The following is a 22918-nucleotide window of genomic DNA, read 5'->3' on the forward strand; positions in this document are numbered from 1 at the left end:
TTTTTGCGCCCCGCCCCGGGATCGCGGGCATGGCCCGTTCCTACGAAAAATCCACATACCTGAAATAGCTGACCAAAAGATCAGAATTTATGTTGACTTGAAAGTCAGCTTTTCCTAGATTCGCCTCCAGCGCCCCGCACAAAACAAGAATCCGCCTGGAGGCATGCCTTGATCAGGTTCCTGCTCAACCGCGAGCTGCGTGTCGAAGACCGCCTCGACCCGAATCTCACCGTGCTCAACTACCTGCGCCAGCACCTCGGCAAGACCGGCACCAAGGAGGGCTGCGCCTCCGGTGACTGCGGCGCCTGCACCGTGGTGGTCGGCGAGCTGGTCGGTGCCGACGGCGCCGAGCGCATCCGTTACCGCACCCTCAATTCCTGCCTGACCTTCGTCTCCGCCCTGCACGGCAAGCAGTTGATCGTGGTCGACGACCTCAAGCACCGCGGCGAACTGCACGGCGTGCAGCAGGCCATGGTGGATTGCCACGGTTCGCAGTGCGGCTTCTGCACCCCCGGCTTCGTCATGTCGCTGTTCGCCCTGCAGAAGAACAGCGCCGGCGAAACCCCTGAAGCGCGCAAGGCCGAGGCCTACGAAGCGCTGGCCGGCAACCTCTGCCGCTGCACCGGCTACCGGCCGATCCTCGACGCCGCCGAGCAGTCCTGCTGCCAGCAGCGCCCGGACCAGTTCGACGCCGCCGAACCCCAGACCATCGCCCAGCTGAAAGCCATCGCCCCGCGCGAAACCGCCGAGCTGAACAGCGGCGACAAGCGCTGCCTGCTGCCGCTGACCATCGGCGACCTGGCCGACCTCTACTCCGCCAACCCGCAGGCGCGCCTGCTGGCCGGCGGCACCGACCTGGCCCTGGAAGTCACCCAGTTCCACCGCGAACTGCCGGTGATGATCTACGTCGGGCATGTCGAGGAGATGAAACGCGTCGAGGTGTTCGCCGACCGCATCGAGCTGGGCGCCGCGGCCTCGCTGACCGACTGCTACGAAGCCCTGGCCCACGACTACCCGGACTTCGGCGAGCTGCTGCACCGCTTCGCCTCGCTGCAGATCCGCAACCAGGGCACCCTCGGCGGCAACATCGGCAACGCCTCGCCCATCGGCGACTCGCCGCCGCTGCTGATCGCCCTGGGCGCGCGCATCGTGCTGCGCAAGGGCGCCGAGAGCCGCGAGCTGCCGATCGAGGACTACTTCATCGACTACAAGGTCACCGCGCGCCAGGAAGGCGAGTTCATCGAGAAGGTGATAGTCCCGCGCCCGCAGGCCCACCAGGCGTTCCGCGCCTACAAGGTGTCCAAGCGCCTGGACGACGACATCTCGGCGGTCTGCGCGGCCTTCAGCATTACCGTCGAGGACTGCCGCATCAGCGCCGTGCGCAGTGGCTTCGGCGGCATGGCGGCGATCCCCAAGCGCGCCCGCGCCTGCGAGGCGGCGTTGCTCGGCCAGCCGTTCAGCGCCGCCACCTTCGAGAACGCGGCCGTCGCCCTGGGCGAGGACTTCACCCCGCTCTCGGACTTCCGCGCCAGCAAGGAATACCGCCTGCTCACCGCGCAGAACCTGCTGCGCAAATGCTTCCTCGAACTGGAAGCGCCCCAGGCCGTGACTCGGGTGACCGCATATGCATAAGCAACAGAAAAGCCAGGAAGAACTGCAGGCGCTGTTCCGCGCCGACCTGACCACCGGCGTGGGCAGGAGCGTCAAGCACGAGAGCGCGCCCAAGCACGTCAGCGGCGAGGCGGTGTACATCGACGACCGCCTGGAATTCCCCAACCAGTTGCACGTCTATGCCCGCATGAGCGACCGCGCCCACGCGCGCATCACCCGGCTCGACGTCAGCCCCTGCTATGACTTCCCCGGCGTGGCCATCGCCATCACCAAGGACGACGTGCCCGGCCAGCTGGACATCGGCCCGGTGGTCGCCGGCGACCCGCTGCTGGCCGACGGCAAGGTCGAATACCTCGGCCAGATGGTCATCGCGGTGGCCGCCGACAGCCTGGAGACCGCGCGCAAGGCGGCCATGGCGGCGATCATCGAGTACGAGGACCTGGAGCCGGTGCTCGACGTGGTCGAGGCGCTGCGCAAGAAGCATTTCGTGCTGGACAGCCACCAGCACAAGATCGGCGACTCCACCGCGCAGCTGGCCAGCGCGCCGCACCGCATCCAGGGCACCCTGCACATCGGCGGCCAGGAGCACTTCTACCTGGAGACGCAGATTTCCTCGGTGATGCCCACCGAGGACGGCGGCGTGATCGTCTACACCTCCACGCAGAACCCCACCGAGGTGCAGAAGCTGGTGGCCGAGGTGCTGGGCATCTCCTTCAACAAGGTGGTGATCGACATGCGCCGCATGGGTGGCGGCTTCGGCGGCAAGGAAACCCAGGCCGCCGCGCCCGCCTGCCTGTGCGCGGTGATCGCCACGCTCACCGGACGCCCGGCGAAGATGCGCCTGCCGCGCGTCGAAGACATGCAGATGACCGGCAAGCGTCACCCGTTCTACGTCGAGTACGACGTGGGCTTCGACGACGACGGCCTGCTGCACGGCATCCACATGGACCTGGCCGGCAACTGCGGCTACTCGCCGGACCTCTCCGGCTCCATCGTCGACCGCGCGATGTTCCACTCCGACAACGCCTACTTCCTCGGCAACGCCACCATCAACGGCCACCGCTGCAAGACCAACACCGCCTCGAACACCGCCTACCGCGGCTTCGGCGGCCCGCAGGGGATGGTCGCCATCGAGGAAGTGATGGACGCCGTGGCGCGCCACCTGGGCAAGGACCCGCTGGAGGTGCGCAAGCGCAACTACTACGGCAAGGAAGAACGCAACGTCACCCACTACCACCAGCAGGTGGAACACAACCTGCTGGAGGAAATGACCGCCGAGCTCGAAGCCAGCGCCGACTATGCCAAGCGTCGCGCCGAGATTCGCGCGTTCAACGCCGCCAGCCCGGTCCTCAAGAAAGGCCTGGCGCTGACCCCGGTGAAGTTCGGCATCAGCTTCACCGCCACCTTCCTCAACCAGGCCGGCGCGCTGATCCACATCTACACCGACGGCAGCATCCACCTGAACCACGGCGGCACCGAGATGGGCCAGGGGCTCAACACCAAGGTCGCGCAGGTGGTGGCGGAGGTCTTCCAGGTCGACATCGACCGCGTGCAGATCACCGCGACCAACACCGACAAGGTGCCGAACACCTCGCCCACCGCCGCCTCCAGCGGCGCCGACCTCAACGGCAAGGCCGCGCAGAACGCCGCCGAAACCCTCAGGCAGCGCCTGGTGGAGTTCGCCGCGCGGCACTGGAAGGTCACCGAGGAAGACGTCGAGTTCCGCAACAACCAGGTGCGCGTGCGCGACCTGATCCTGCCGTTCGAGGAACTGGTGCAGCAGGCCTACTTCGGCCAGGTGTCGCTCTCCTCCACCGGCTTCTACCGCACGCCGAAGATTTTCTACGACCGCACCAAGGCCGCCGGCCGGCCGTTCTACTACTTCGCCTTCGGCGTGTCCTGCTCCGAGGTGCTGGTGGACACCCTGACCGGCGAATACCGCATGCTGCGCACCGACATCCTGCACGACGTCGGCGACTCGCTGAACCCGGCCATCGACATCGGCCAGGTGGAGGGCGGCTTCGTCCAGGGCATGGGCTGGCTGACCATGGAAGAGCTGGTGTGGAACGCCAAGGGCAAGCTCGTGACCAACGGCCCGGCCAGCTACAAGATCCCGGCGATCGCCGACATGCCGCTGGATTTGCGGGTGAAGCTGGTGGAGAACCGCAAGAACCCGGAGCAGACGGTGTTCCACTCCAAGGCCGTCGGCGAGCCGCCGTTCATGCTCGGCATCTCGGTGTTCTGCGCGATCAAGGACGCCGTGGCGAGCCTGGCCGACTACCGCGTGCAGCCGCAGATCGACGCCCCGGCGACGCCGGAGCGGGTGCTCTGGGGCGTGGAGCAGATGCGCAAGCTCAAGCAGGCGCAGCAACAGCCCACGCCGACAGCGGTCGAGCCCGCGTGACGATCCACCGTAGGGCGCATAACGCCACAGCGTTATCCGCCGCCAACGGCGTACAACCGCGAACGGTTGTACGCCCTACGCCCCTTCCGAGGTTGAAGCCATGAACTGGATCAGCGCCCTCGCCGACCTGCAGCAACGCGGCGAAGCCGCCGTGCTGGTGACCATCATCGAGGAGCGCGGCTCCACGCCGCGCAACGCCGGCTCGAAGATGGTCGTCGGCGCCGACAAGCTGTACGACACCATCGGCGGCGGCCACCTGGAGTACAAGGCCCTGCAGATCGCCCGCGAGATGCTCCAGCAGCGCAGCCAGCAGCCGCGCCTGGAGCGCTTCAGCCTGGGCGCCAGCCTCGGCCAGTGCTGCGGCGGCGCCACCGTGCTGTTGTTCGAGCCGATGGGCCAGCCGCAGGCGCATATCGCGGTGTTCGGCGCCGGCCACGTCGGCCGCGCGCTGGTGCCGCTGCTCGCCAGCCTGCCGTGCAAGGTGCGCTGGATCGACTCGCGCGACGCCGAGTTCCCCGAGGCGATCCCCGCCGGGGTGGAGAAAATCCTGAATGACGACGTGCTCGATGAGGTCGAGAATATGCCGGCGGGCAGCTACTACATCGTCATGACCCACAACCACGCCCTGGACCTGGAGCTGACCGCGGCGATACTGGGGCGCGACGACTTCGGCTACTTCGGCCTGATCGGCTCGGACACCAAGCGCGCCAAGTTCGAACACCGCCTGCGCGACCGCGGCTTCGCCAGCGAGAGCGTGCAGCGCATGCGCTGCCCGATGGGCATCGCCGAGGTGAAGGGCAAGCTGCCGGCGGAGATCGCCGTGTCCATCGCCGGCGAAGTGATCGCCACCTACAACGCCGCCTTCGGCCAGGAAAAGGCCAGCGGCGAACACTCGGTGGCCAGGCTCCTGCCCAGCAGCCGCCGCGCCCGCACCGCCGAGAGCGGTGCCTGACGGCAGACAACAGACATTCGTAGGATGGGTTGAGCGAAGCGATACCCATCGTTCCCAGGATCGAGAGAACGACATGACCAGCAAAGCCTACCGCGCCAGCATCCTGCACAGCGTCGCCGACCCCGCCGAAGTGGGTGTCGACCAGTCCTACCAATACTTCGAAGACGGCATCCTGCTGGTGGAGGACGGCAAGGTCGCGCGCCTCGGCCACGCCGCCGAACTGCTGCCGCAACTGGGCGGCGTGGAAGTGGAGGAATACCGCGACGCGCTGATCACCCCCGGCTTCATCGACACCCACATCCACTACCCGCAGACCGGCATGATCGCCTCCTACGGCGAGCAGCTGCTGGACTGGCTGAACACCTACACCTTCCCCACCGAGAAGCAGTTCGCCGACCCGGCCCACGCCGCCGACGTCGCCGGCATCTTCCTCAAGGAACTGCTGCGCAACGGCACCACCACCGCGCTGGTGTTCGGCAGCGTGCACCCGCAGTCGGTGGACGCGCTGTTCGGCGCCGCCGAGAAGCTCGACCTGCGCCTGATCGCCGGCAAGGTGATGATGGACCGCAACGCCCCGGACTACCTGACCGACACCGCCGAGAGCAGCTACCGCGACAGCAAGGCGCTGATCGAGCGCTGGCACGGCAAGGGCCGCCTGCTCTACGCGGTGACCCCGCGCTTCGCGCCCACAAGCACCCCCGAACAGCTCGACGCCGCCGGGCGCCTGCTCAAGGAGCACCCGGGCGTGTACCTGCACACCCACCTGTCGGAGAACCGCAAGGAGATCGAATGGGTCAAGGAGCTGTTCCCCGAGCGCAGCGGCTACCTGGACGTCTACGACCACCACGGCCTGCTCGGCGCGCGCTCGGTGTTCGCCCATGGCGTGCACCTGTGCGACGGCGAATGCCAGCGCCTGGCCGAAACCGGCTCGGCGGTGGCCTTCTGCCCAACCTCGAACCTGTTCCTCGGCAGCGGCCTGTTCGACCTGGCGAAGCTGGAGAAGTACAAGGTCAAGGTCGGCCTGGGCACCGACGTCGGCGCCGGCACCAGCTTCTCCCAGCTGCAATCGCTGAACGAGGCGTACAAGGTGATGCAGCTGCAGGGCATCAAGCTCGACCCGTTCAAGTCGCTGTACCTCGCCACCCTCGGCGGCGCCCGCGCGCTGGAGCTGCAGGACAAGGTCGGCAGCTTCGCCCAGGGCAACGAGGCGGACTTCGTGGTCCTCGACTACAAGGCCACCCCGCTGCTGGACTACCGCCTGCAACAGGCGAAGAGCCTGGAAGAGAAGCTCTTCGCCCTGATCATCCTCGGCGACGACCGCGCGGTGCGCGAAACCTTCGCCCACGGCCGCCCGGTGCACCAGCGCGGCTGACCCTTACGGTCGCGCCGGCCGGGCCCTCGCTCAGGACCACCCGCCGGCGTGGCCGCTTTTCTCCCCCGAACCGTAGGGCGCATAACGCCCCAGGCGTTATCCGCCGCAAGGCCAAGGTCTGGCGGCGGATAACCGCGAACGGTTATTCGCCCTACGTATGCCGCCGAGTCGGGGTGATGCGGAAGAGCTTCGCGCTATTCCCGCACCTCGACCAACACCGGACAGGGCGCGCGCTCGATCACCCGCTGCCCCACCGACGGGTCGAGCAGCCGTTCGATCCGTCCCAGGTGGCGGTGGCCGATGACGATCAGGTCGCACGCCAGGCGCTCCGCCTCGCGCAGGATCGCCCGCGCCGGGTCGCCGGCCAGCAGGCGGCCCTCGGCGCGCCCGGCCGGCAGCTCGCGCAGCGCGGCGTCGAGCAGGCCCTGGGCTTCATGCTGCTCGTGCTCGGCCGGCGGATAATCGAGGCCGTCCTCCTGGGTCAGGGCGAAGGCCCGGTCCACCACGCAGACCACCTGCAGGCGCGACTCGCCGCCAGCGGCCAGCTCGGCGGCGGTGGCGACGATGCGCCGCGACTGCGGCGAGCCATCGATGGCGACCAGGATGCATTCGAACATGGGGTTTCCTCTTCAAGACGGCAAATGCCCGTCATTCTTCGGGCTGGCCCGGAGTGCGTAAAGGCACCGCTGGCGCATTCCAGAGTTGCGCCGCACGCACGTATCGCCGAGCATCGCTGCGAACGAACGCTCCCGGAGGCGCCATGGCCCTGCCCGACCTCAACCTGCTGGTCGCCCTCAACGTGCTGCTCGAAGAGGGCAGCGTGGTCGGCGCCGCGCGCCGCCTGCACCTGAGCCCGCCGGCCATGAGCCGCACGCTGGGGCGCATCCGCGAGGCGGTGGGCGACCCGATCATGGTCCGCGCCGGGCGCAACCTGGTGCCCACGCCACGGGCGCTGCAACTGCGCGAGGAAGTCAGCGAGCTGGTGGAACACGCCATGCGCCTGTTCAACGCCAAGGAAAACCTGCGCCTGGACCAGCTCGAACGCTGCTTCGTGCTGCGTTCCAACAACGTACTGGTGGGCGGCTTCGCCTCGCGCATGCTCGCGGTGATGCGCGACGAGGCGCCGCGTTGCAGCCTGCGCATCGCCCCCGAGGCCGACTTCGACGACGAGGCCCTGCGGCAGAACCGCATCGACCTGTACATCGGCGCCACCTCCAGCCTGGAACCGGAAATCCGCACCCAGACCCTGTTCACAACCAACTTCGTCGGCCTGGCGCGCCGCGACCACCCGATCTTCGACGGCGAGATCACCCCGCAGCGTTTCGCCGCCTACCCGCAGATCAGCGTGTCGCGGCGCGGCCGGTCCGCCGGGCCGATCGACGAGGAACTGGCCAACCTCGGGCTCAGGCGCGACATCCGCCTGATCGCACCGACTTTCCATTCCTCGATCTTCGCCCTGCTCGAATCCGACCTGCTGCTGCCGATCGCCGAGCATTCGCTGTGGCGCCTCGACCGCCTGGGCCTGTCGCTGCGCAAGTTCGACATTCCGCTGCCGCTGAAATCGGTGGTGATCCTCCAGGCCTGGCACCCGCGCTTCGACAACGACCCGGCGCACAGCTGGCTGCGGCAAACGGTGAAGCGCGTGTGCATCGAGCTGCGGGAGAGTTCGGGGCTGCTGAACTGATGCCCAACCAGTGCGCCAGGCGCACTGATTAGTTGTAATCATTTCAATTTTCACAGCAATTGGCGCTCCCTAGACTCACGGCAAAACCGCAGAGTTCCCGACGCCATGCCTTGTCCAATCCCGCCGCCCGGCCTCCCTCGCGAGGTTCGGACATGACCGCCGCGCTCACGCCGCTCGCCACCCCCGCCGCCGCCCAGCCGGCGAAACCGGCGGCCCAGCCGTTCGGCCCGCGCATCGTGGTCGGCATGCTCGGCGTGCTGGTCGCCTCGCTCAGCGCCGGGCTCAACGACAAGGTCACCGACCTGGCGATGAGCGACGTGCGCGGCGCGCTCGCCATCGGCCACGACGAAGGCACCTGGCTGCTGGCGCTGTACGCGGCCTTCCAGGTCGCCGCCATGGCCTTCGCGCCCTGGTTCTCGGTGACCTTCTCGCTGCGCCGCTTCACCCTCGGCGCCATCGCCGTGTTCGCCGTGCTCGGGCTGCTCTGCCCGTTCGCCCCCAACGTGCAGACGCTGTACCTGCTGCGCGCCCTGCAAGGGCTGGCCGGCGGCTGCATGCCGCCGATGCTGATGACCGTGGCGCTGCGCTTCCTGCCGCCGGGGATCAAGCTCTACGGCCTGGGCGCCTACGCCCTCACCGCGACCTTCGCGCCCAACCTGGGCATGCCGCTGGCGGCACTGTGGACCGAGTACGTCGGCTGGCAGTGGGTGTTCTGGCAGGTCATTCCGCTCTGCGCGCTGGCCACGGCCGCGGTGGCCTGGGGCATTCCCCAGGACCCGACGCGCCTGGAGCGTTTCCGCCAGTTCGACTGGATCGGCCTGGGCCTCGGCCTGCCAGGCATCCTCATGCTGGTGCTGGGCCTGCTGCAGGGCGAGCGCCTGGACTGGTTCGAATCCGATCTCATCTGCCTGCTGCTGGTCGGCGGCGCGGCGCTGCTGGTGGCGTTCTTCCTCAACGAATGGACCCACCCGCTGCCGTTCTTCCGCCTGGACATCCTCAAGCGGCACAACTTCAGCCATTCGCTGCTGACCCTGGCCGGCGTCCTGGTGGTGCTCGGCGCCTGCGCCGGGGTACCGGCTTCCTACCTGGCCGCGGCCCACGGCTACCGCCCGCTGCAAACCGCGCCCATGGCGCTGCTGGTGGCGCTGCCGCAGCTGCTGACGCTGCCGCTGGTGGCCGGCCTGTGCAACATCCCGCGCGTCGATTGCCGCTGGGTGCTGGCCATCGGCATCGGCCTCTGCGGCCTCTCGGCCTACGGCATGAGCCAGCTCACCAGCGACTGGACGCGGGACAACTTCTACCTGCTGCTGGCCCTGCAGATCATCGGCCAGCCGATGGCCGTGGTGCCGCTGCTGATGTCCGCCACCAGCGTGGTGGCGCCCATCGAGGGGCCCTTCGCCTCGGCCTGGTTCAACAGCGTGCGGGCCTTCGCCGGGGTCATCGGCAGCGCCGTGGTGGGCATCCTCATGACCGCCCGCGAGCACTACCACTCCAACCGCCTGGTCGACCACCTGGGCGCCGCGCCCCAGGCCCTGGACCTGCGCCTGGGGCAGCTCGACGGCAGCCTCGCGCGCCTGGCCGGGCAGGTACACGGCCAGGCCGCCGTGCTCGCCGCCGCCGACACCCTCTGGTGCATGGCCTGGCTCGCCGCCGCCCTGCTCCCGCTGATCGCCCTGATGCCGCTGCGCGTGTACCCGCCGCGCCCGGTCGCCCCCGCTCACTGAGATTCGGAACGCCATCATGACCAAGACCTCGCTCACCTCCCGCCGCGCCGGCCTGACGCTGGCCGCCGTGCTGCTGCTCGCCACGCTGGCCTGGCTGCTGCTGCGCCTGCTCGCCCCGGAACGCGCGCAGAGCACCGACGACGCCTATGTGCACGCCGACTTCACCCTGGTGGCGCCGAAGGTCGCCGGGATCGTCGACGACGTGCGGGTGGAAGACAACCAGGCGGTCAAGGCCGGCCAGGTATTGGCGCGCATCGACGCCCGCGACTACCAGGCCGCCCTGGCCGCCGCCGAGGCCGACCTGCTGTCGGCCCAGGCGCGCCTGCGCCACGTCAGCGCCGACCTCGAGCGCCAGCAGGCGGTGATCGCCCAGAACAGCGCCCAGGTCGAGGCCGACCAGGCCACCCAGCGCTTCGCCCGCCAGGAACTGGAGCGCTACCAGCACCTCGCCAGCCAGGGCGCCGGAACCCTGCAGAACGCCCAGCAGGCGCGCTCGCGCCTGGACACCAGCCAGGCCGCGCTGGACAAGGCGCGCGCCGCCACCCTCGCCTCGCGCAAGCAGCTGGACGTGCTGCTGGCCCAGCAGGCCGAGGCGCAGAGCGCGGTGAAACGCGGCGAAGCGCAGTTGCGGCAGGCGCAGCTGAACCTGTCCTATTGCGAGATTCGCGCGCCCTTCGACGGCATGGTCGGCCGCCGTGGCGTGCGCGTCGGCGCCTACGTCACCCCGGGCAGCCCGCTGCTGGCGGTGGTGCCGCTGCAGCAGGCCTACGTGGTCGGCAACTTCCAGGAAACCCAGCTCACCGAGGTGCGTCCTGGCCAGGCGGTCAGCGTGCGCGTCGACAGCTTCCCCGGCGAAGTGCTGCGCGGCCACGTCGACAGCATCGCCCCGGCCACTGGCCTGAGCTTCGCGCCCATCGCCCCGGACAACGCCACCGGCAACTTCACCAAGGTGGTGCAGCGCATTCCGGTGAAGATCGTGCTGGAACCGAACCAGGCGCTGCTTGCCCGCCTGCGCGTGGGCATGTCGGTGATCGCCAGCATCGACACCGCTTCCGCCGCCGGCGAACAGGTGGCTGCGCAATGAAGCACGCCCCGCTCCTGCTCGCCTGCCTGGCCCTGGGCGCCTGCAGCCTCGGCCCGGACTTCCGCACACCCGACGCCGCCGCGCCGGCCGCCTGGAACGCCAAGGGCGCCGACGTACCCAGCCAGCCCGCCGACGGCGCCGTGGAAAGCCGCTGGTGGCGGCTGTTCAACGACCCGCAACTGGACCGCCTGCAAGCCCGCGTGGCGGCCGGCAACCTCGACCTGCAGGCCGCCGCCGCGCGCCTGCAGCAGAGCCGCGCGATCCGCCAGGCGCTGGGCGCCGACGCCGTGCCGACGGTGGACGGCAACGCCGCCTACTCGCGCCAGCGCAACAGCGAGGTGGGCCTGTCCGACCCGTCCGGCGAGAGCGGCCGGCACAACTTCAACCAGCTCGACGCCGGCTTCACCCTGAGCTGGGAACTGGACCTGTGGGGCCGCGTGCGCCGCGAGCTGGAGGCGGCCAACGCGCAGGTCGAGGCCAGCCAGGCGAGCCGCCACGACGTGCTGGTCGCGGTGCTCGCCGAAAGCGTCCGCGACTACCTGCAGCTGCGCGGCGAGCAGCGCCGCGAGGCGATCCTGCGCGGCAACCTGGAGATCGCCCGGCACAGCCTGCAGCTGACCCAGATGCGCCGCGCCGAGGGCGTGGCCACCGAGCTCGACGTCGCCGAGGCCAAGGCCCAGGTGGCGGTGATCGAATCGCAGCTGCCCGGCAGCCAGAAGCGCCAGGCACGGCTGCTCAACGCCCTGGCCTTCCTGCTCGGCGAGCAGCCCGGCGCGCTGACCGCCGAACTGGCCCAGGCCGCTCCCCTGCCGCGCCCGCCGCGCGCGGTGCCGGTGGGCCTGCCCTCGCAACTGGCGCAACGCCGCCCGGACATCCGCCAGGCCGAGGCGCAGCTGCACGCCGCCACCGCCGGCATCGGCATGGCCCGGGCGGACTTCTACCCGCGCATCAGCCTCAACGGCGACTTCGGTTTCCAGGCCCTGCAACTGGCCAACTTCGGCGACTGGAACAGCCACACCTTCGGTATCGGCCCCAGCCTGCACCTTCCGATCTTCGAGGGCGGACGGCTCAAGGGCACCCTGGCCCTGCGCGAGGCGCAGCAACGCGAGGCGGCCATCGCCTACCGGCGCACCGTGCTCAACGCCTGGCGCGAAGTGGACGACGCACTGAGCGACTACGCCGCCGACCAGCGCGAACTGGCGGCCCTCGACGAGGCGGTGGAACACGGCCGCACGGCCCTGGCGAACGCTCGCGAGCAGTACAAGGCGGGGGCGGTGGACTTCCTCAACGTGCTCAGCGCGCAGCGCGAGCTACTGGCCAGCGAGGAACGCCAGGCGCGCAGCGGCGAGGCCGTGGCGGTGAACCTGGCGCTGCTCTACAAGGCGTTGGGTGGGGGGTGGGAAGAGGCGGCTGCGTTATAGAAGCGAAGAGCCCCTCTCCCCAGCCCTCTCCCGCAAGCGGGAGAGGGGGCTATCCGTGCCGAGAAGGGATTTGGTAGCAGCCGGCGACTCGGTGCAAGCCGGCTAACGCGAAAATAGCAGCGCACTCCGAACGGTCCCCTCTCCCGCTTGCGGGAGAGGGTTAGGGAGAGGGAGCGGAGTCACCCTGGGCACCACAGCCGCCGGGTAACTCCGTTCGCGAGCAAGCTCGCTCCTACAAAAAGCGCGCTTTAGCGCGAAGCCTTGCGGCGCAGCGCCGCCGGGCTGAACTCGGCGACGTCCGGCGCCGGTTTGCTGAAGTCCGCGGTGCCGGCCTCTTCGTTGTCCAGCCATTGCACGCTGTAACGGCGCGATTGCAGGTCGTGGAAGGTGTCCAGCGCGGTCCACACCATGGGCTGCTCGTAGAAGTTCTTCAGGTAGGCCATCGACACCCGCCACAGCTCGCCGCGGCCGTCGTACTGGTCGACCACCGCCGCGCCCCAGCTGTCCTCGTCGAGGTACAGGGTGCGCTTGCTGTAGATGTGCCGCGCGCCGGGCTTCAGCTTGCCTTCCACCACCCATACCCGGTGCAGCTCGTAGCGGGTGTATTTCGGGTTGATATGGCCGGGGGTGAGCAGGTCCTGGTACTTAACCTGGGGACTGGTGACCAGGTAGTTGTTGTAGGGGATGTAGATCTCCTTCTTGCCTACCAGGGTCCAGGTGTAGCGGTCCGGGGCACCGTTGTACATGTCGGTGTCGTCGGCGGTGCGCAGGCCGTCGGAGTCCTCGATCGGGGTGTCGTAGGCCAGCGTCGGCGCGCGCCGCACGCGGCGCTGGCCAGGGCTGTAGCCCCAGGCCTGGCGCGGTTCCTTGACCTGGTCGAGGGTCTCCTGCACCAGCGCGCCCTCGCCCGCCAGGCGCGCCGGCGCGGTGGTGAAGGTCATGTAGTAGAACAGGGTGTTGCCCAGTTGCTCGAAGCTGCCCTTGGGATCGTAGAAGCGGAACAGCGCGGCGTCCTGGGAGGTCACCAGCGAGTAGGCGCCGTTGCGCTGCACGCCGGTCTGCGCCGAGCGCCGCTCGATGTAGGTGCCACGGTAGCGGGCGATGTGGTTCCACAGCGCTTCCAGGCCGCTCTGCGGAATCGGGAACGGCACGCCGCCATAGGCGTTGGCGAAGCCGTTGCCGCCCTCCACCAGGGTCCCGGTGGTGGCGTTCCTGAAGGTGTTGTCATACACCCACTGCGGGGCCGCGCCGCTGCGCCGGGTCTGGTAGACCGGCATCTGGAAGCTGTCCGGGTAGGTGTTGAACAGGGCGATCTGGCCGGGGGTCAGGTTCGCCTTGTACTGCTCCAGGTTGGCCTTGCTGATGGTGAACTGCGGCTTGTCGCCGGCGAAGGGGTCCACGTGGTGGCTGCCCGGGCCCTTGTAGCCGGCCGGGGCCTGGGTCAGGCCGCCGGTCCAGGCGGGGATGGTGCCGGCGGCGTTGCCGGCCTTCTCCGCGCCCAGCGGGGTCAGGCTGCTCTTGAGCTGCGCGGCCTGGTCGGCGCTGACGGCGGCGCGCGCGTCGGTCGCGGCCAGGGCCGCCAGGGCCAGCAGGGCGACCAGGGGTTTCTTGATGATCATACGAGTCTCCGTGCCCAGGTTGATCAGAACGAGTACTTGCCGGTGATCGAGACGTTGTCGCGGTCACGCATGGAGTTGTCGTCCCCCGCCCCGTAGTAGTTGGTGTACTGCATGCCGACCTGGAAGGCGTTCAGGTAGGTGGCGTCGGCGCCCAGGGTGTAGGCCTTGCGGCCCTCGATGAAGTTGCCGGTGCGGTCGGAGTTGCCCTTGAAGTCGTCCTGGTAGACCACGTACGGGGTCAGCTTCACGCCGGCGAACACGTCGTTCCAGGTACCACTGAGCAACAGGGTGTAGCCATAGCTGTCGCGGGTGATCTGCTGGTCGTCGTCGGCGCCGCCGACATAGGACTTGTCCTGCGCGCCCACGTACTTGCGCGTGGTGCCGTCCCAGGCGGTGTACTCCAGGCTGCTGCCACGGATGAACTCGCCGGCCACCTCGGCCACACCGACCACCGAGTCGAAGGTCATGTGCGGGCCGAAGTTGTAGATGCCGGTCAGCGAGGCGTTGTAGGTCTCGGCGCGCTCGTAGTTCTCGAACAGGCTGCCACGGCACAGCTGCTTGCCGGACACCGCGGCGCAGGCCTGGTCGGCCGGGGTATTGCCGTCGTACAGGTTGGTCAGGCCGAGCACGCCCTGGGTCAGCAGGTCGCCGAGCAGGTCGTTGGTGGCCGAGATGCTGATCGGCATGTTCGGCCGGTAGGCCAGCTCGCCCGCCACCGAGGCGTCGCCCAGGGTGGTGTTGAAGCTGAAGCCGTACATGCGGATGTCTTCGACGTAGTCGCGACGCGCCTGGGCGTTGCTGGCCATGTCGAGGGTCGCGAGGCCGGGAATCGCGCTCGCGAAGCCCGGGCCGAGCGCCGTGTTGAGCAGGCCGAGGTCGACGCCCTGGTAGTTGCGCAGGTCGACCGCCACCTGCGGTTCCTTCGAGTGGTAGTTGACGAAGTACAGGCCGAACTCGGTGGAGTTCAGCTCCTCGGCGACGTAGCGGAAGGCCACGCCGTATTCGCCGCTGTCGCGGGCGTCGAGGTCCTTGCCGATGCTGGCGACCTTGAAGGTGCCGGTGGCCGGGTTCAGGTAGGCGTTCGGGCCGGCCGGGCCGTTGCCCAGCAGGCCGAGGCCGGCCACGGTCGGATAGGCGCCCAGCAACTGCTTGAACAGCGGGCTGTCTTCGGTGGTGTAGGCGACGTCGCCGCCGTCGGCGAACAGGTCGGTGTCGGAGAAGTAGGTGCCCACCGGGTCCAGGCGGGTCTCTTTCCACTTCCACTGGTAGTAGCTTTCCATCGACAGGTTGTCGGTCAGCCCCAGGTTGAAGCTCAGCGCCTCGACCGGCACCAGCACTTCCTTGAGTTCCGAGCCCGGCAGGTGGAAGCGCGAGGCGTCCACCGGGTTGATGGTGTTGATGCCACCGCGGTAGAAGGTGCTCTCGCCCCAGTTCAGCACCTGGCGGCCGACGCGGCTGCTCAGCGGGTGCTCGGCCACGTCCCATTCGCCGGACAGGTAGGCGTCCAGCAGCTCGGCCTTGCGGCCGCTGATGTGGCGGGTGTCCGAGGTGAAGTGGTCGTCGTTGGGGAACGACTGGCTGGGCCGCTCGACGCCGTCGGTGGTGCTCAGGTAGTCGTTGCGCTTGTCCATGATCTGCGTGTCGTAGTACGCGGTACCACGCATGAACAGGCCATAGTTCTGGTATTTGGCGGAGAGGTCCGAGGTCATCTTGAAGACCTGGGAAACCAACCCCTTGTCGAAGTTGCGGTTACCGTCATCGGTGTTGATATCGTCGATGTTCGCGGTACCGCGGCCTTGCACGCGCCACATGGCGCCGTACGACAGAGTGGTGTCCAGCGAGCCGGTGACCTGGTTGTCGGCGAAGCTGAATTCGGCGGCCTGCACGGTCCCCGCCACCAGCAACGGCAGCAGCCCCATGAGCGCGCCAGCCCGACTCGGGGCCCAGAATACCGGGCGCCCCCACCCTTTTTCGATGCGCATACGACTGATCATCGAAGCATTACCTCCATGACGGCCAAGATTTATCGCCCCGGGCATTGCGTCCGGCGCTGTTGTTATTTGTTTCTCGGCTGCTGGCCAGCACGATGGCTCAGCAGTAAATCTCCCCTTCTGGCGCTTGCCGGCGCCCGCTGACTCCTCCGGAGAACCCTGCACGCGGGATTTTGGCACTATCGTGCAGGCAAGGTAACAAACTGTTTCCCCTCTTGCCAAGGCACGGGTATGAGGCGCCCGCTCATCCCTCAATCGTACAAAGGTGCGACCCAGACGGATTGGACCTGAGCGCCAGGCGCGCAGCAATGACAGGGCGCGCCACTCAGACTCACAAATCTGTCCTCTCCCGCACCACGCCGGTGCGTCAAGCATCGTCCTGCGCGCGCGATCGTGGTCAGGGGCGCAGGCTGCCGAGGGCGCCAATGATGGCACTTGGCTTGCTAGCGGAACGACAGACCCAAGGGAGATCGCCATGCTGCAGCTGTTGCGCCAACCGGCCCGCCAGGCCGCTGAAGAACAGGGCCTGCGCGCCCTGCTGGAAGACCACGACCTGAGCACCCGCCTGCCCGAGCGGCAACCGCTGCTGGCGCGCCTGAACCGCTTCAGCGACGGCCTGCAGCAGCGCATCGGCGGCAGCCTGGCGGCGGCCGTCGACATCGCCGCACACGCGCCGCGCCTGGCGCAGATCGCCGCCGCCACCGAGAGCAGCGGGCAGTTGCTGGCGCAGTCCTCGGAGCTGATCGCCAGCGCCAGCGAGCAGGCCAGCACCAGCCTCGACGCCGAGCTGGTGCCCGGCGCCAGCCGGGTGGCGCAGCTTTCCGGCGAAGTCGCGGCGACCCTGCGCGCCTGCCAGGCCAGCGGCCAGCAGGTGCTCGGCCAGGTCGAGGCCATCGGCCACAGCGAGGCGCTGCTGGAGGCGGTGATCCAGCGCCTGCTCGGGCAACTGGAGGAAGTCAGCCAGGTGATCGGGGTGATCGCCAGCATCAGCCAGCAGACCAACCTGCTGGCGCTCAACGCCGCCATCGAGGCTGCCCGCGCCGGCGAGCACGGCCGCGGCTTCGCCGTGGTCGCCGAGGAGGTGCGGCGCCTCGCCGGGCACACCACCAGCGCCACCGGCGAGGTCAGCCGGATCATCGAGGGCTTTCGCGCCGGCATGGCCGAATTGGGCGAGGCCGGCGCGCAGATGCACCAGTCGGTGGCCGCCGGGCGCAGCGGCATGGCCAGCGTCGGCGAGGGCCTGGAGCGCACGCGCCAGGCCATGGACAGCCTCGACGAGCGGGTCAGCCATATCGCCAGCGGCACCGAGCAGATCGGCCAGGCGGTGCGGGCGATCAACGCCGACGTGCAGAACATCGCCCAGGTCGCCGGCGACCTGCTCGGCAAGGCCGGCCAGGTGCTGACCCACAGCCAGGCGGTGCGCGCCGACGCCGACCAGTTGCTCGACGGCCTGGGCGCCTTCCGCCTGCGCCTGCACCGCGAGGTGCGCGAAAGCGTCGAACGGCTGGTGAGCGATCCGCGCCTGGGCGCCGGCCTCGACGAAGCCGAACAACTGCTGCGCCAGACCCTGGCGGCCGATCCGCGCTTCGAGTTGTTCTACCTGGTGGGCGGCGATGGTATCCAGCTGTCGCAGAACCTCTTCGCCGAGGGCATCGGCGATGCCGGGGGCGCCAGCGCGCGCGGCCGCGACTGGTCGCAGCGGCCCTGGTTCCGCGCCGTGCGCGACAGCGGGCGGGCCCACGTCACCGGCGTGTATCGCTCCAGCGCCACCGACGACTATTGCTTCACCGTCTCGGTGCCGCTGTTCGCGGCGGATGGCCGGCTGCAGCGGGTGCTGGGCGCCGACGTGCGGCTTTCGGCCCTGCTCTGAGGCGGGTGGGCCGGGCGCCGAGCGGCTATCCTATTGGCCATCGCCTTCCGGAACGCCCGCCATGACCGCCACCCCCTTCGCCATCCGCCCCCACGCCGAAGACGTCGAGGGCATGCCGATCCTGCGCGCGCTGCCGTCGGCGCAGTTCCGCAGCATCGGGCCCTTCGTGTTCTTCGATCACATGCTGGCCACCGACTTCGCCCCCGGCCGCGGCATGAACATCAACCAGCACCCGCATATCGGCCTGTCCACCCTCACCTACCTGCTCGAAGGCCAGGTGCAGCACAAGGACAGCCTCGGCTCCGACCAGCTGGTGCGCCCCGGCGACGTCAGCTGGATGAGCGCCGGGCGCGGCGTCGCGCATGTCGAGCGAACCCCGGCGGACCTGCGCGAGCGCGGCTCGCGCCTGCACGGCCTGCAGGTCTGGCTGGCCCATCCGCAGGCCGAGGAAGGCCGCGAGCCCAGCTACAGCCACCACCCCGTCGCCAGCCTGCCGCAGAGCGAGAGCCTCGGCGTGCGCATCCGCCTGATCGCCGGCAGCGGCTTCTGCCTCACCTCGCCGGTGCCGGTGTTGTCGCCGACGCTCTACGCCGACCTCGAGATGGTCGCCGGCAGCACCCTGAACCTGTCGCCTGAATATCCGCAAAGGGCGCTCTATCTGTTGGAAGGCGAGGCCCTGCTCGACGACAATCCCGCGCCGCTGCGCCAGCTGCTGGTCCTGCCCGAGGGCGAGAGCCCGCTGCTGAGCGCCTGCAGCGACTGCCGCGCAGTGCTCATCGGCGGCGCGGCGCTGGACGGGCCGCGGCGGATGAACTGGAACTTCGTCGCCAGCGACCCGGCCCTGATCGACCAGGCCCGCCAGCGCTGGGCCGCCGGCGACTGGCCGACGGTGCCCGGCGAGCACGAGCGCATCGAACTGCCGCGCTGAGCGCGGCGGTCCACCCTTTCCCCCGCTACCACCTCCTGGAGCTCCCATGCCAGAGCAGAACCGCCACACCAGCGCCCTCACGGTGCTCACCATTCTCTTCTTCATGTGGGGCCTGATCACCTCGCTGAACGACATCCTGGTGCCGCACCTGAAGGCGGTGTTCACCCTCAACTACGTGCAGGCCTCGCTGATCCAGTTCAGCTTCTTCACCGCCTACTTCATCATGTCCTTCCCGTCCGGGCGGCTGGTGGAGCGCCTGGGCTACAAGCGCGGGATCATCTTCGGCCTGCTCACCGCCGGCGTCGGTTGCCTGCTGTTCCTGCCGGCGGCCAGCGCGCAGTCCTACCCGGCGTTCCTCGCCGCGCTGTTCATCCTCGCCTCGGGCATCACCCTGCTGCAGGTGGCGGCCAACCCCTACGTCAACGTGCTGGGCAGCCCCGAGTCGGCGGCCAGCCGGTTGAACATGACCCAGGCCTTCAACTCCCTGGGCACCACCGTCGGCCCGCTGGTGGGTTCGGTGACCATCCTCGCCATCGGCGCCGGCGCGGTCGAAGGGCTAAGCAGCGCCGCCGCAGAAGCCGATTCGGTGAAGACCCCCTACCTGGTGCTGGCCGGCCTGCTGTTCGCCATCGCCATCGTCATCGGCCTGTTCCGCCTGCCGAAGATCACCCACGGCGAGCCCAGCGACGGCGCGGCCGCCGGCCAGCACTCGCTGTTCGCCCACCGGCACCTGGTGTTCGGGGTGATCGGCATCTTCTGCTACGTCGGCGCCGAGGTGTCGATCGGCAGCTACCTGGTCAGCCTGATGGGCCAGCCGGACATCGCCGGGCTGCCCAGCGAGCAGGCCAGCAAGTACCTCTCGCTGTACTGGGGCGGCGCCATGGTCGGCCGCTTCATCGGCAGCGTGCTGATGCGCAGCATCCGCCCGAACCGCATCCTCGCCTTCAACGCACTGACCATCGTGGCGCTGCTGGCGGTGGCGATCGGCGTGGGCGGGCACGTGGCGATGTGGGCGCTGATCCTCATCGGCCTGTTCAACTCGATCATGTTCCCGACCATCTTCTCGCTGGCCCTGGAAGGGCTGGGCAACCTGACCAGCAAGGGCTCGGGCCTGCTCTGCATGGCCATCGTCGGCGGCGCGGTGATGCCGCTGCTGCAAGGCTTCTTCGCCGATCGCGTGGGCCTGCTGCTGTCCTTCGCGGTGCCGCTGGTGTGCTACCTGTACATCACCTGGTTCGGCGCACGCGGCTATCGCGCGGATGAGAGCAAGGTGGTGCGGCAGGCGGTGGAGCCCTGACGGCGACCTGAGCGGGGCTCCAGCGACGCCCCCCTGTAGGAGCGAGCTTGCTCGCGAACGAACCCCGCCGCGAAGCTGTTCGCGAGCAAGCTCGCTCCTGCGAAAAGCCTCTCGCGAGGCTCCGGCGCCTACGCGCCCTCGGCTCCGCGACAAGAAAAAGCCCGGCGAACGCCGGGCTTTTGCATGGCGCAGGTGAAACGCCTTACTCGCCGAACTGCTCGTCCAGCAGGTCGTACATCGCCTGGAAGGCGCGGCGCGAGACTTTCGCGTCGTACTGCATCTTGCCGGGGATCTGCGCGTGCGGGTCGGTGAAGGAATGCGCCGCGCCGCCGTAGCTGGTCAGGGTCCAGTCCACCCCGGCGTCGTTCATTTCCTTGGCGAAGTCGCGCAGCTGCTCGCGCGGCACCAGCGGGTCGATGGCGCCATCCAGGACCAGCACCGCGCCCTTGATGTTCTTCGCCTCGGCCGGATCCGTCGCGTCGAGGGTGCCGTGGAAAGACACCGCGGCGGCGATCGGCGCGCCGTCGCGGGCCAGGTCCAGGGCGCAGCAACCGCCGAAGCAGAAACCGAAGGCGGCGAGCTTGGCGCCATCCAGCGGCGCCTTGCCGGCCTGGGCCTGGAGCGCCTTGAAGGCGGCCTGCAGGCGGCGGCGCAGGGCCGCGCGGTCGTTCTTCAGCGGCATCATCGCGGCGCCGGCCTGGTCCGGGCCGTTGGGGCGCACGTCCTTGCCATAGACGTCGGCCACCAGCACCACGTAACCGTGGCCGGCGACCTGGCGGGCGATATCCAGCGCGCCCTGGCTGACGCCCATCCAGTTCGGCGCCATCAGCAGGCCCGGGCGTTGCACGGTGCTGGAGGCGTCGAAGACGAGCTGGCCTTCGAAAGACACACCGTCGGCTTCATAGGCGACGGGCTGGACGCTGATCTGACTCATGGGTGGCTTCCTTGAGTGGGGTAGGAAAAGCACAAAGCCCGCTAAGGCGGGCTTTGTGGGAGGTTACTCGCTCAGGCGGAAAGTTCCACCAGCAGCTTGTTCAACCGGCGCACATAGGCGGCCGGGTCCTTCAGGCTGTCGCCGGCGGCCAGCGCGGCCTGGTCGAAGAGGATGTGCGCCAGTTCGCCGAAGCGCTCCTCGTCGGGCTCGGCGTCGAGCTTCTCGATCAGCGGGTGGGCCGGGTTGAACTCGAAGATCGGCTTCGACTCCGGCACCTTCTGCCCGCTGGCCTCGAGGATCTGGCGCATCTGCAGGCCGAGGTCGGCCTCGCCGATGGCGAGGATCGCCGGCGAGTCGGTCAGGCGGTGCGACACGCGCACTTCCGCGACTTCCTCGCCGAGAGCGGCTTTCAGGCGCTCGACCAGGCCCTCTTTGGCCTTGGCGACTTCTTCCTGGGCCTTCTTGTCCTCTTCGGAGTCCAGGCTGCCCAGGTCCAGGTCGCCACGGGCGACATCGACGAAGGCCTTGCCGTCGAAGTCCGACAGGTAGCTCATCAGCCACTCGTCGATGCGGTCGGTGAGCAGCAGCACTTCGATGCCTTTCTTGCGGAAGACTTCCAGGTGCGGGCTGCTCTTCACCTGCGCGTAACTCTCGCCGGTGAGGTAGTAGATCTTGTCCTGGCCTTCCTTCAGGCGGCCCAGGTAGTCGGCCAGGGAGACGCTCTGCTCGCCGGACTCGTCGCTGGTGGAGGAGAAGCGCAGCAGGCCGGCGATCTTCTCCTTGTTGGCGAAGTCTTCCGCCGGGCCTTCCTTGAGGACCTGGCCGAAGTTCTTCCAGAAGCCCTTGTAGGCCTCGGCGTCATTGCCCGCCAGCTTCTCCAGCATGTCCAGCACGCGCTTGGTCAGCGCCGACTTCATCGAGTCGATCACCGGGCCGGACTGGAGGATTTCGCGGGAGACGTTCAGCGACAGGTCGTTGGAGTCCACCACGCCCTTGATGAAGCGCAGGTACAGCGGCAGGAACTGCTCGGCCTGGTCCATGATGAACACGCGCTGCACGTACAGCTTCAGGCCGCGCGGGGCTTCGCGGTGGTACAGGTCGAACGGGGCGCGGCCGGGCACGTAGAGCAGCGAGGTGTATTCCAGCTTGCCTTCGACCTTGTTGTGGCTCCAGCTCAGCGGGTTCTCGAAGTCGTGGGCGATGTGCTTGTAGAACTCCTGGTATTCCTCGTCCTTGATCTCGGTACGCGGACGGGTCCAGAGGGCGCTGGCGCGGTTGACCACTTCCCACTCGACTTCCGCTGGCGCGTCTTCACCGTGCTGTTCTTTCGGCAGCTCGATGGGCAGGGCGATGTGGTCGGAGTACTTCTTGATGACGTTGCGCAGGCGCCAGCCGTCGGCGAACTCGTCCTCGCCATCCTTCAGGTGCAGGACGATGCGGGTGCCGCGCTCGGCCTTGTCGACGGTGGCGACGTCGAAGTCGCCCTCGCCTTTCGACGACCAGTGCACACCCTCGCTGGCCGGTGCGCCGGCGCGACGGCTGAACACGTCGACCTTGTCGGCGACGATGAAGGCCGAATAGAAGCCCACGCCGAACTGGCCGATCAGGTGCGAATCCTTCTTCTGGTCGCCCGACAGGTTCTTCAGGAAGTCGGCGGTGCCGGACTTGGCGATGGTGCCCAGGTGCGCGATCACTTCCTCGCGGCTCATGCCGATGCCGTTGTCTTCGAGGGTGACGGTCTTGGCGTCCTTGTCGAAGCTGACGCGGATCTTCAACTCGGCGCCGCCTTCGAGCAGCTCCGGCTTGGCCAGGGCTTCGAAGCGCAGCTTGTCGGCCGCGTCGGAGGCGTTGGAAATCAGCTCGCGGAGGAAGATTTCCTTGTTCGAATACAGGGAATGGATCATCAGGTGAAGCAGTTGCTTCACTTCGGTCTGAAAGCCCAGGGTCTCTTTCTGCGTCTCCACGCTCATTGGTTCTCGCTCCGAGGATGACAAAAGCCGCAGCGGGCGGCGGATGTCAGCGAAATG

The 22918-nt window shown here is 68.5% G+C and carries 16 protein-coding genes; 11 read left to right on the forward strand and 5 right to left on the reverse strand.

All coding sequences use genetic code 11. The features are described from left to right. Positions 1–168 precede the first annotated feature (168 nt). The 4 genes from xdhA to guaD all read left to right on the forward strand — a co-directional run bounded on the left by xdhA (position 169) and on the right by guaD (position 6339). Entirely contained in the window at positions 169–1632 is a 1464-nt protein-coding gene (gene xdhA, locus P3W75_RS31565) for a xanthine dehydrogenase small subunit (protein WP_276231267.1), read from the forward strand. Continuing rightward, positions 1625–4015 carry a xanthine dehydrogenase molybdopterin binding subunit gene (gene xdhB, locus P3W75_RS31570; protein WP_276231268.1) on the forward strand — a complete coding sequence of 797 codons (2391 nt, stop codon included), beginning with the start codon at positions 1625–1627 and terminating at the stop codon, positions 4013–4015. Before xdhA ends, xdhB begins: the two co-directional genes overlap by 8 nt. Positions 4016–4115: 100 nt before the next feature. Further along, a complete protein-coding gene (gene xdhC / locus P3W75_RS31575) occupies positions 4116–4967 on the forward strand; it encodes a xanthine dehydrogenase accessory protein XdhC (RefSeq protein WP_276231269.1) in 852 nt (283 codons plus the stop codon). Positions 4968–5040: 73 nt separating this feature from the next. Next, on the forward strand, positions 5041–6339 hold the full coding sequence (gene guaD, locus P3W75_RS31580) for a guanine deaminase (RefSeq protein WP_276231270.1): 1299 nt from the start codon (positions 5041–5043) through the stop codon (positions 6337–6339). Between the two features lie 194 nt (positions 6340–6533). Here guaD and P3W75_RS31585 read toward each other — a convergent pair whose 3' ends face one another. Then, positions 6534–6956 (reverse strand): universal stress protein, encoded by a 423-nt coding sequence (locus tag P3W75_RS31585; RefSeq protein ID WP_276231271.1) that lies wholly within the window; start codon positions 6954–6956, stop codon positions 6534–6536. A gap of 143 nt (positions 6957–7099) precedes the next feature. Between P3W75_RS31585 and P3W75_RS31590 the strand changes: the two genes are divergently transcribed. The 4 genes from P3W75_RS31590 to P3W75_RS31605 all read left to right on the forward strand — a co-directional run bounded on the left by P3W75_RS31590 (position 7100) and on the right by P3W75_RS31605 (position 12252). Continuing rightward, positions 7100–8023 carry a LysR family transcriptional regulator gene (locus P3W75_RS31590; protein WP_276231272.1) on the forward strand — a complete coding sequence of 308 codons (924 nt, stop codon included), beginning with the start codon at positions 7100–7102 and terminating at the stop codon, positions 8021–8023. A gap of 152 nt (positions 8024–8175) precedes the next feature. After that, on the forward strand, positions 8176–9747 hold the full coding sequence (locus P3W75_RS31595; RefSeq protein WP_276231273.1) for an MFS transporter: 1572 nt from the start codon (positions 8176–8178) through the stop codon (positions 9745–9747). A gap of 16 nt (positions 9748–9763) precedes the next feature. Further along, a complete protein-coding gene (locus tag P3W75_RS31600) occupies positions 9764–10831 on the forward strand; it encodes an HlyD family secretion protein (RefSeq protein WP_276231274.1) in 1068 nt (355 codons plus the stop codon). After that, on the forward strand, positions 10828–12252 hold the full coding sequence (locus P3W75_RS31605) for an efflux transporter outer membrane subunit (protein WP_276231275.1): 1425 nt from the start codon (positions 10828–10830) through the stop codon (positions 12250–12252). The genes P3W75_RS31600 and P3W75_RS31605 overlap by 4 nt, the downstream gene beginning before the upstream one ends. Positions 12253–12500: 248 nt before the next feature. Here P3W75_RS31605 and P3W75_RS31610 read toward each other — a convergent pair whose 3' ends face one another. Both P3W75_RS31610 and P3W75_RS31615 read right to left on the reverse strand, forming a co-directional pair. Then, on the reverse strand, positions 12501–13871 hold the full coding sequence (locus P3W75_RS31610) for a DUF1329 domain-containing protein (RefSeq protein ID WP_276231276.1): 1371 nt from the start codon (positions 13869–13871) through the stop codon (positions 12501–12503). 23 nt (positions 13872–13894) lie between these two features. Beyond that, positions 13895–15865, reverse strand: coding sequence for a DUF1302 domain-containing protein (locus tag P3W75_RS31615; RefSeq protein WP_430765433.1), 1971 nt, complete (start codon positions 15863–15865; stop codon positions 13895–13897). Positions 15866–16337: 472 nt separating this feature from the next. On the opposite strand from P3W75_RS31615, the gene P3W75_RS31620 reads away from it, so the two are divergent. The 3 genes from P3W75_RS31620 (at position 16338) to P3W75_RS31630 (ending at position 19957) form a co-directional block, all read left to right on the forward strand. Beyond that, positions 16338–17732, forward strand: a complete 1395-nt coding sequence (locus P3W75_RS31620; protein WP_276231278.1) for a methyl-accepting chemotaxis protein — start codon at positions 16338–16340, stop codon at positions 17730–17732. Positions 17733–17793: 61 nt separating this feature from the next. Then, positions 17794–18660 (forward strand): pirin family protein, encoded by an 867-nt coding sequence (locus P3W75_RS31625; protein ID WP_276231279.1) that lies wholly within the window; start codon positions 17794–17796, stop codon positions 18658–18660. 46 nt (positions 18661–18706) lie between these two features. Further along, positions 18707–19957 (forward strand): sugar MFS transporter, encoded by a 1251-nt coding sequence (locus P3W75_RS31630; protein ID WP_276231280.1) that lies wholly within the window; start codon positions 18707–18709, stop codon positions 19955–19957. Between the two features lie 202 nt (positions 19958–20159). On the opposite strand, the gene P3W75_RS31635 is transcribed toward P3W75_RS31630, so the two are convergent. Then, complete coding sequence (locus P3W75_RS31635) at positions 20160–20891, reverse strand: dienelactone hydrolase family protein (protein ID WP_276231281.1); 732 nt, start codon at positions 20889–20891, stop codon at positions 20160–20162. Between the two features lie 71 nt (positions 20892–20962). After that, positions 20963–22861, reverse strand: coding sequence for a molecular chaperone HtpG (gene htpG / locus P3W75_RS31640; RefSeq protein ID WP_276231282.1), 1899 nt, complete (start codon positions 22859–22861; stop codon positions 20963–20965). Between the last annotated feature and the right edge of the window lie 57 nt (positions 22862–22918).

This window comes from Pseudomonas citronellolis, from assembly GCF_029335315.1.
In the GTDB taxonomy this organism is placed as follows: domain Bacteria; phylum Pseudomonadota; class Gammaproteobacteria; order Pseudomonadales; family Pseudomonadaceae; genus Pseudomonas; species Pseudomonas citronellolis_A.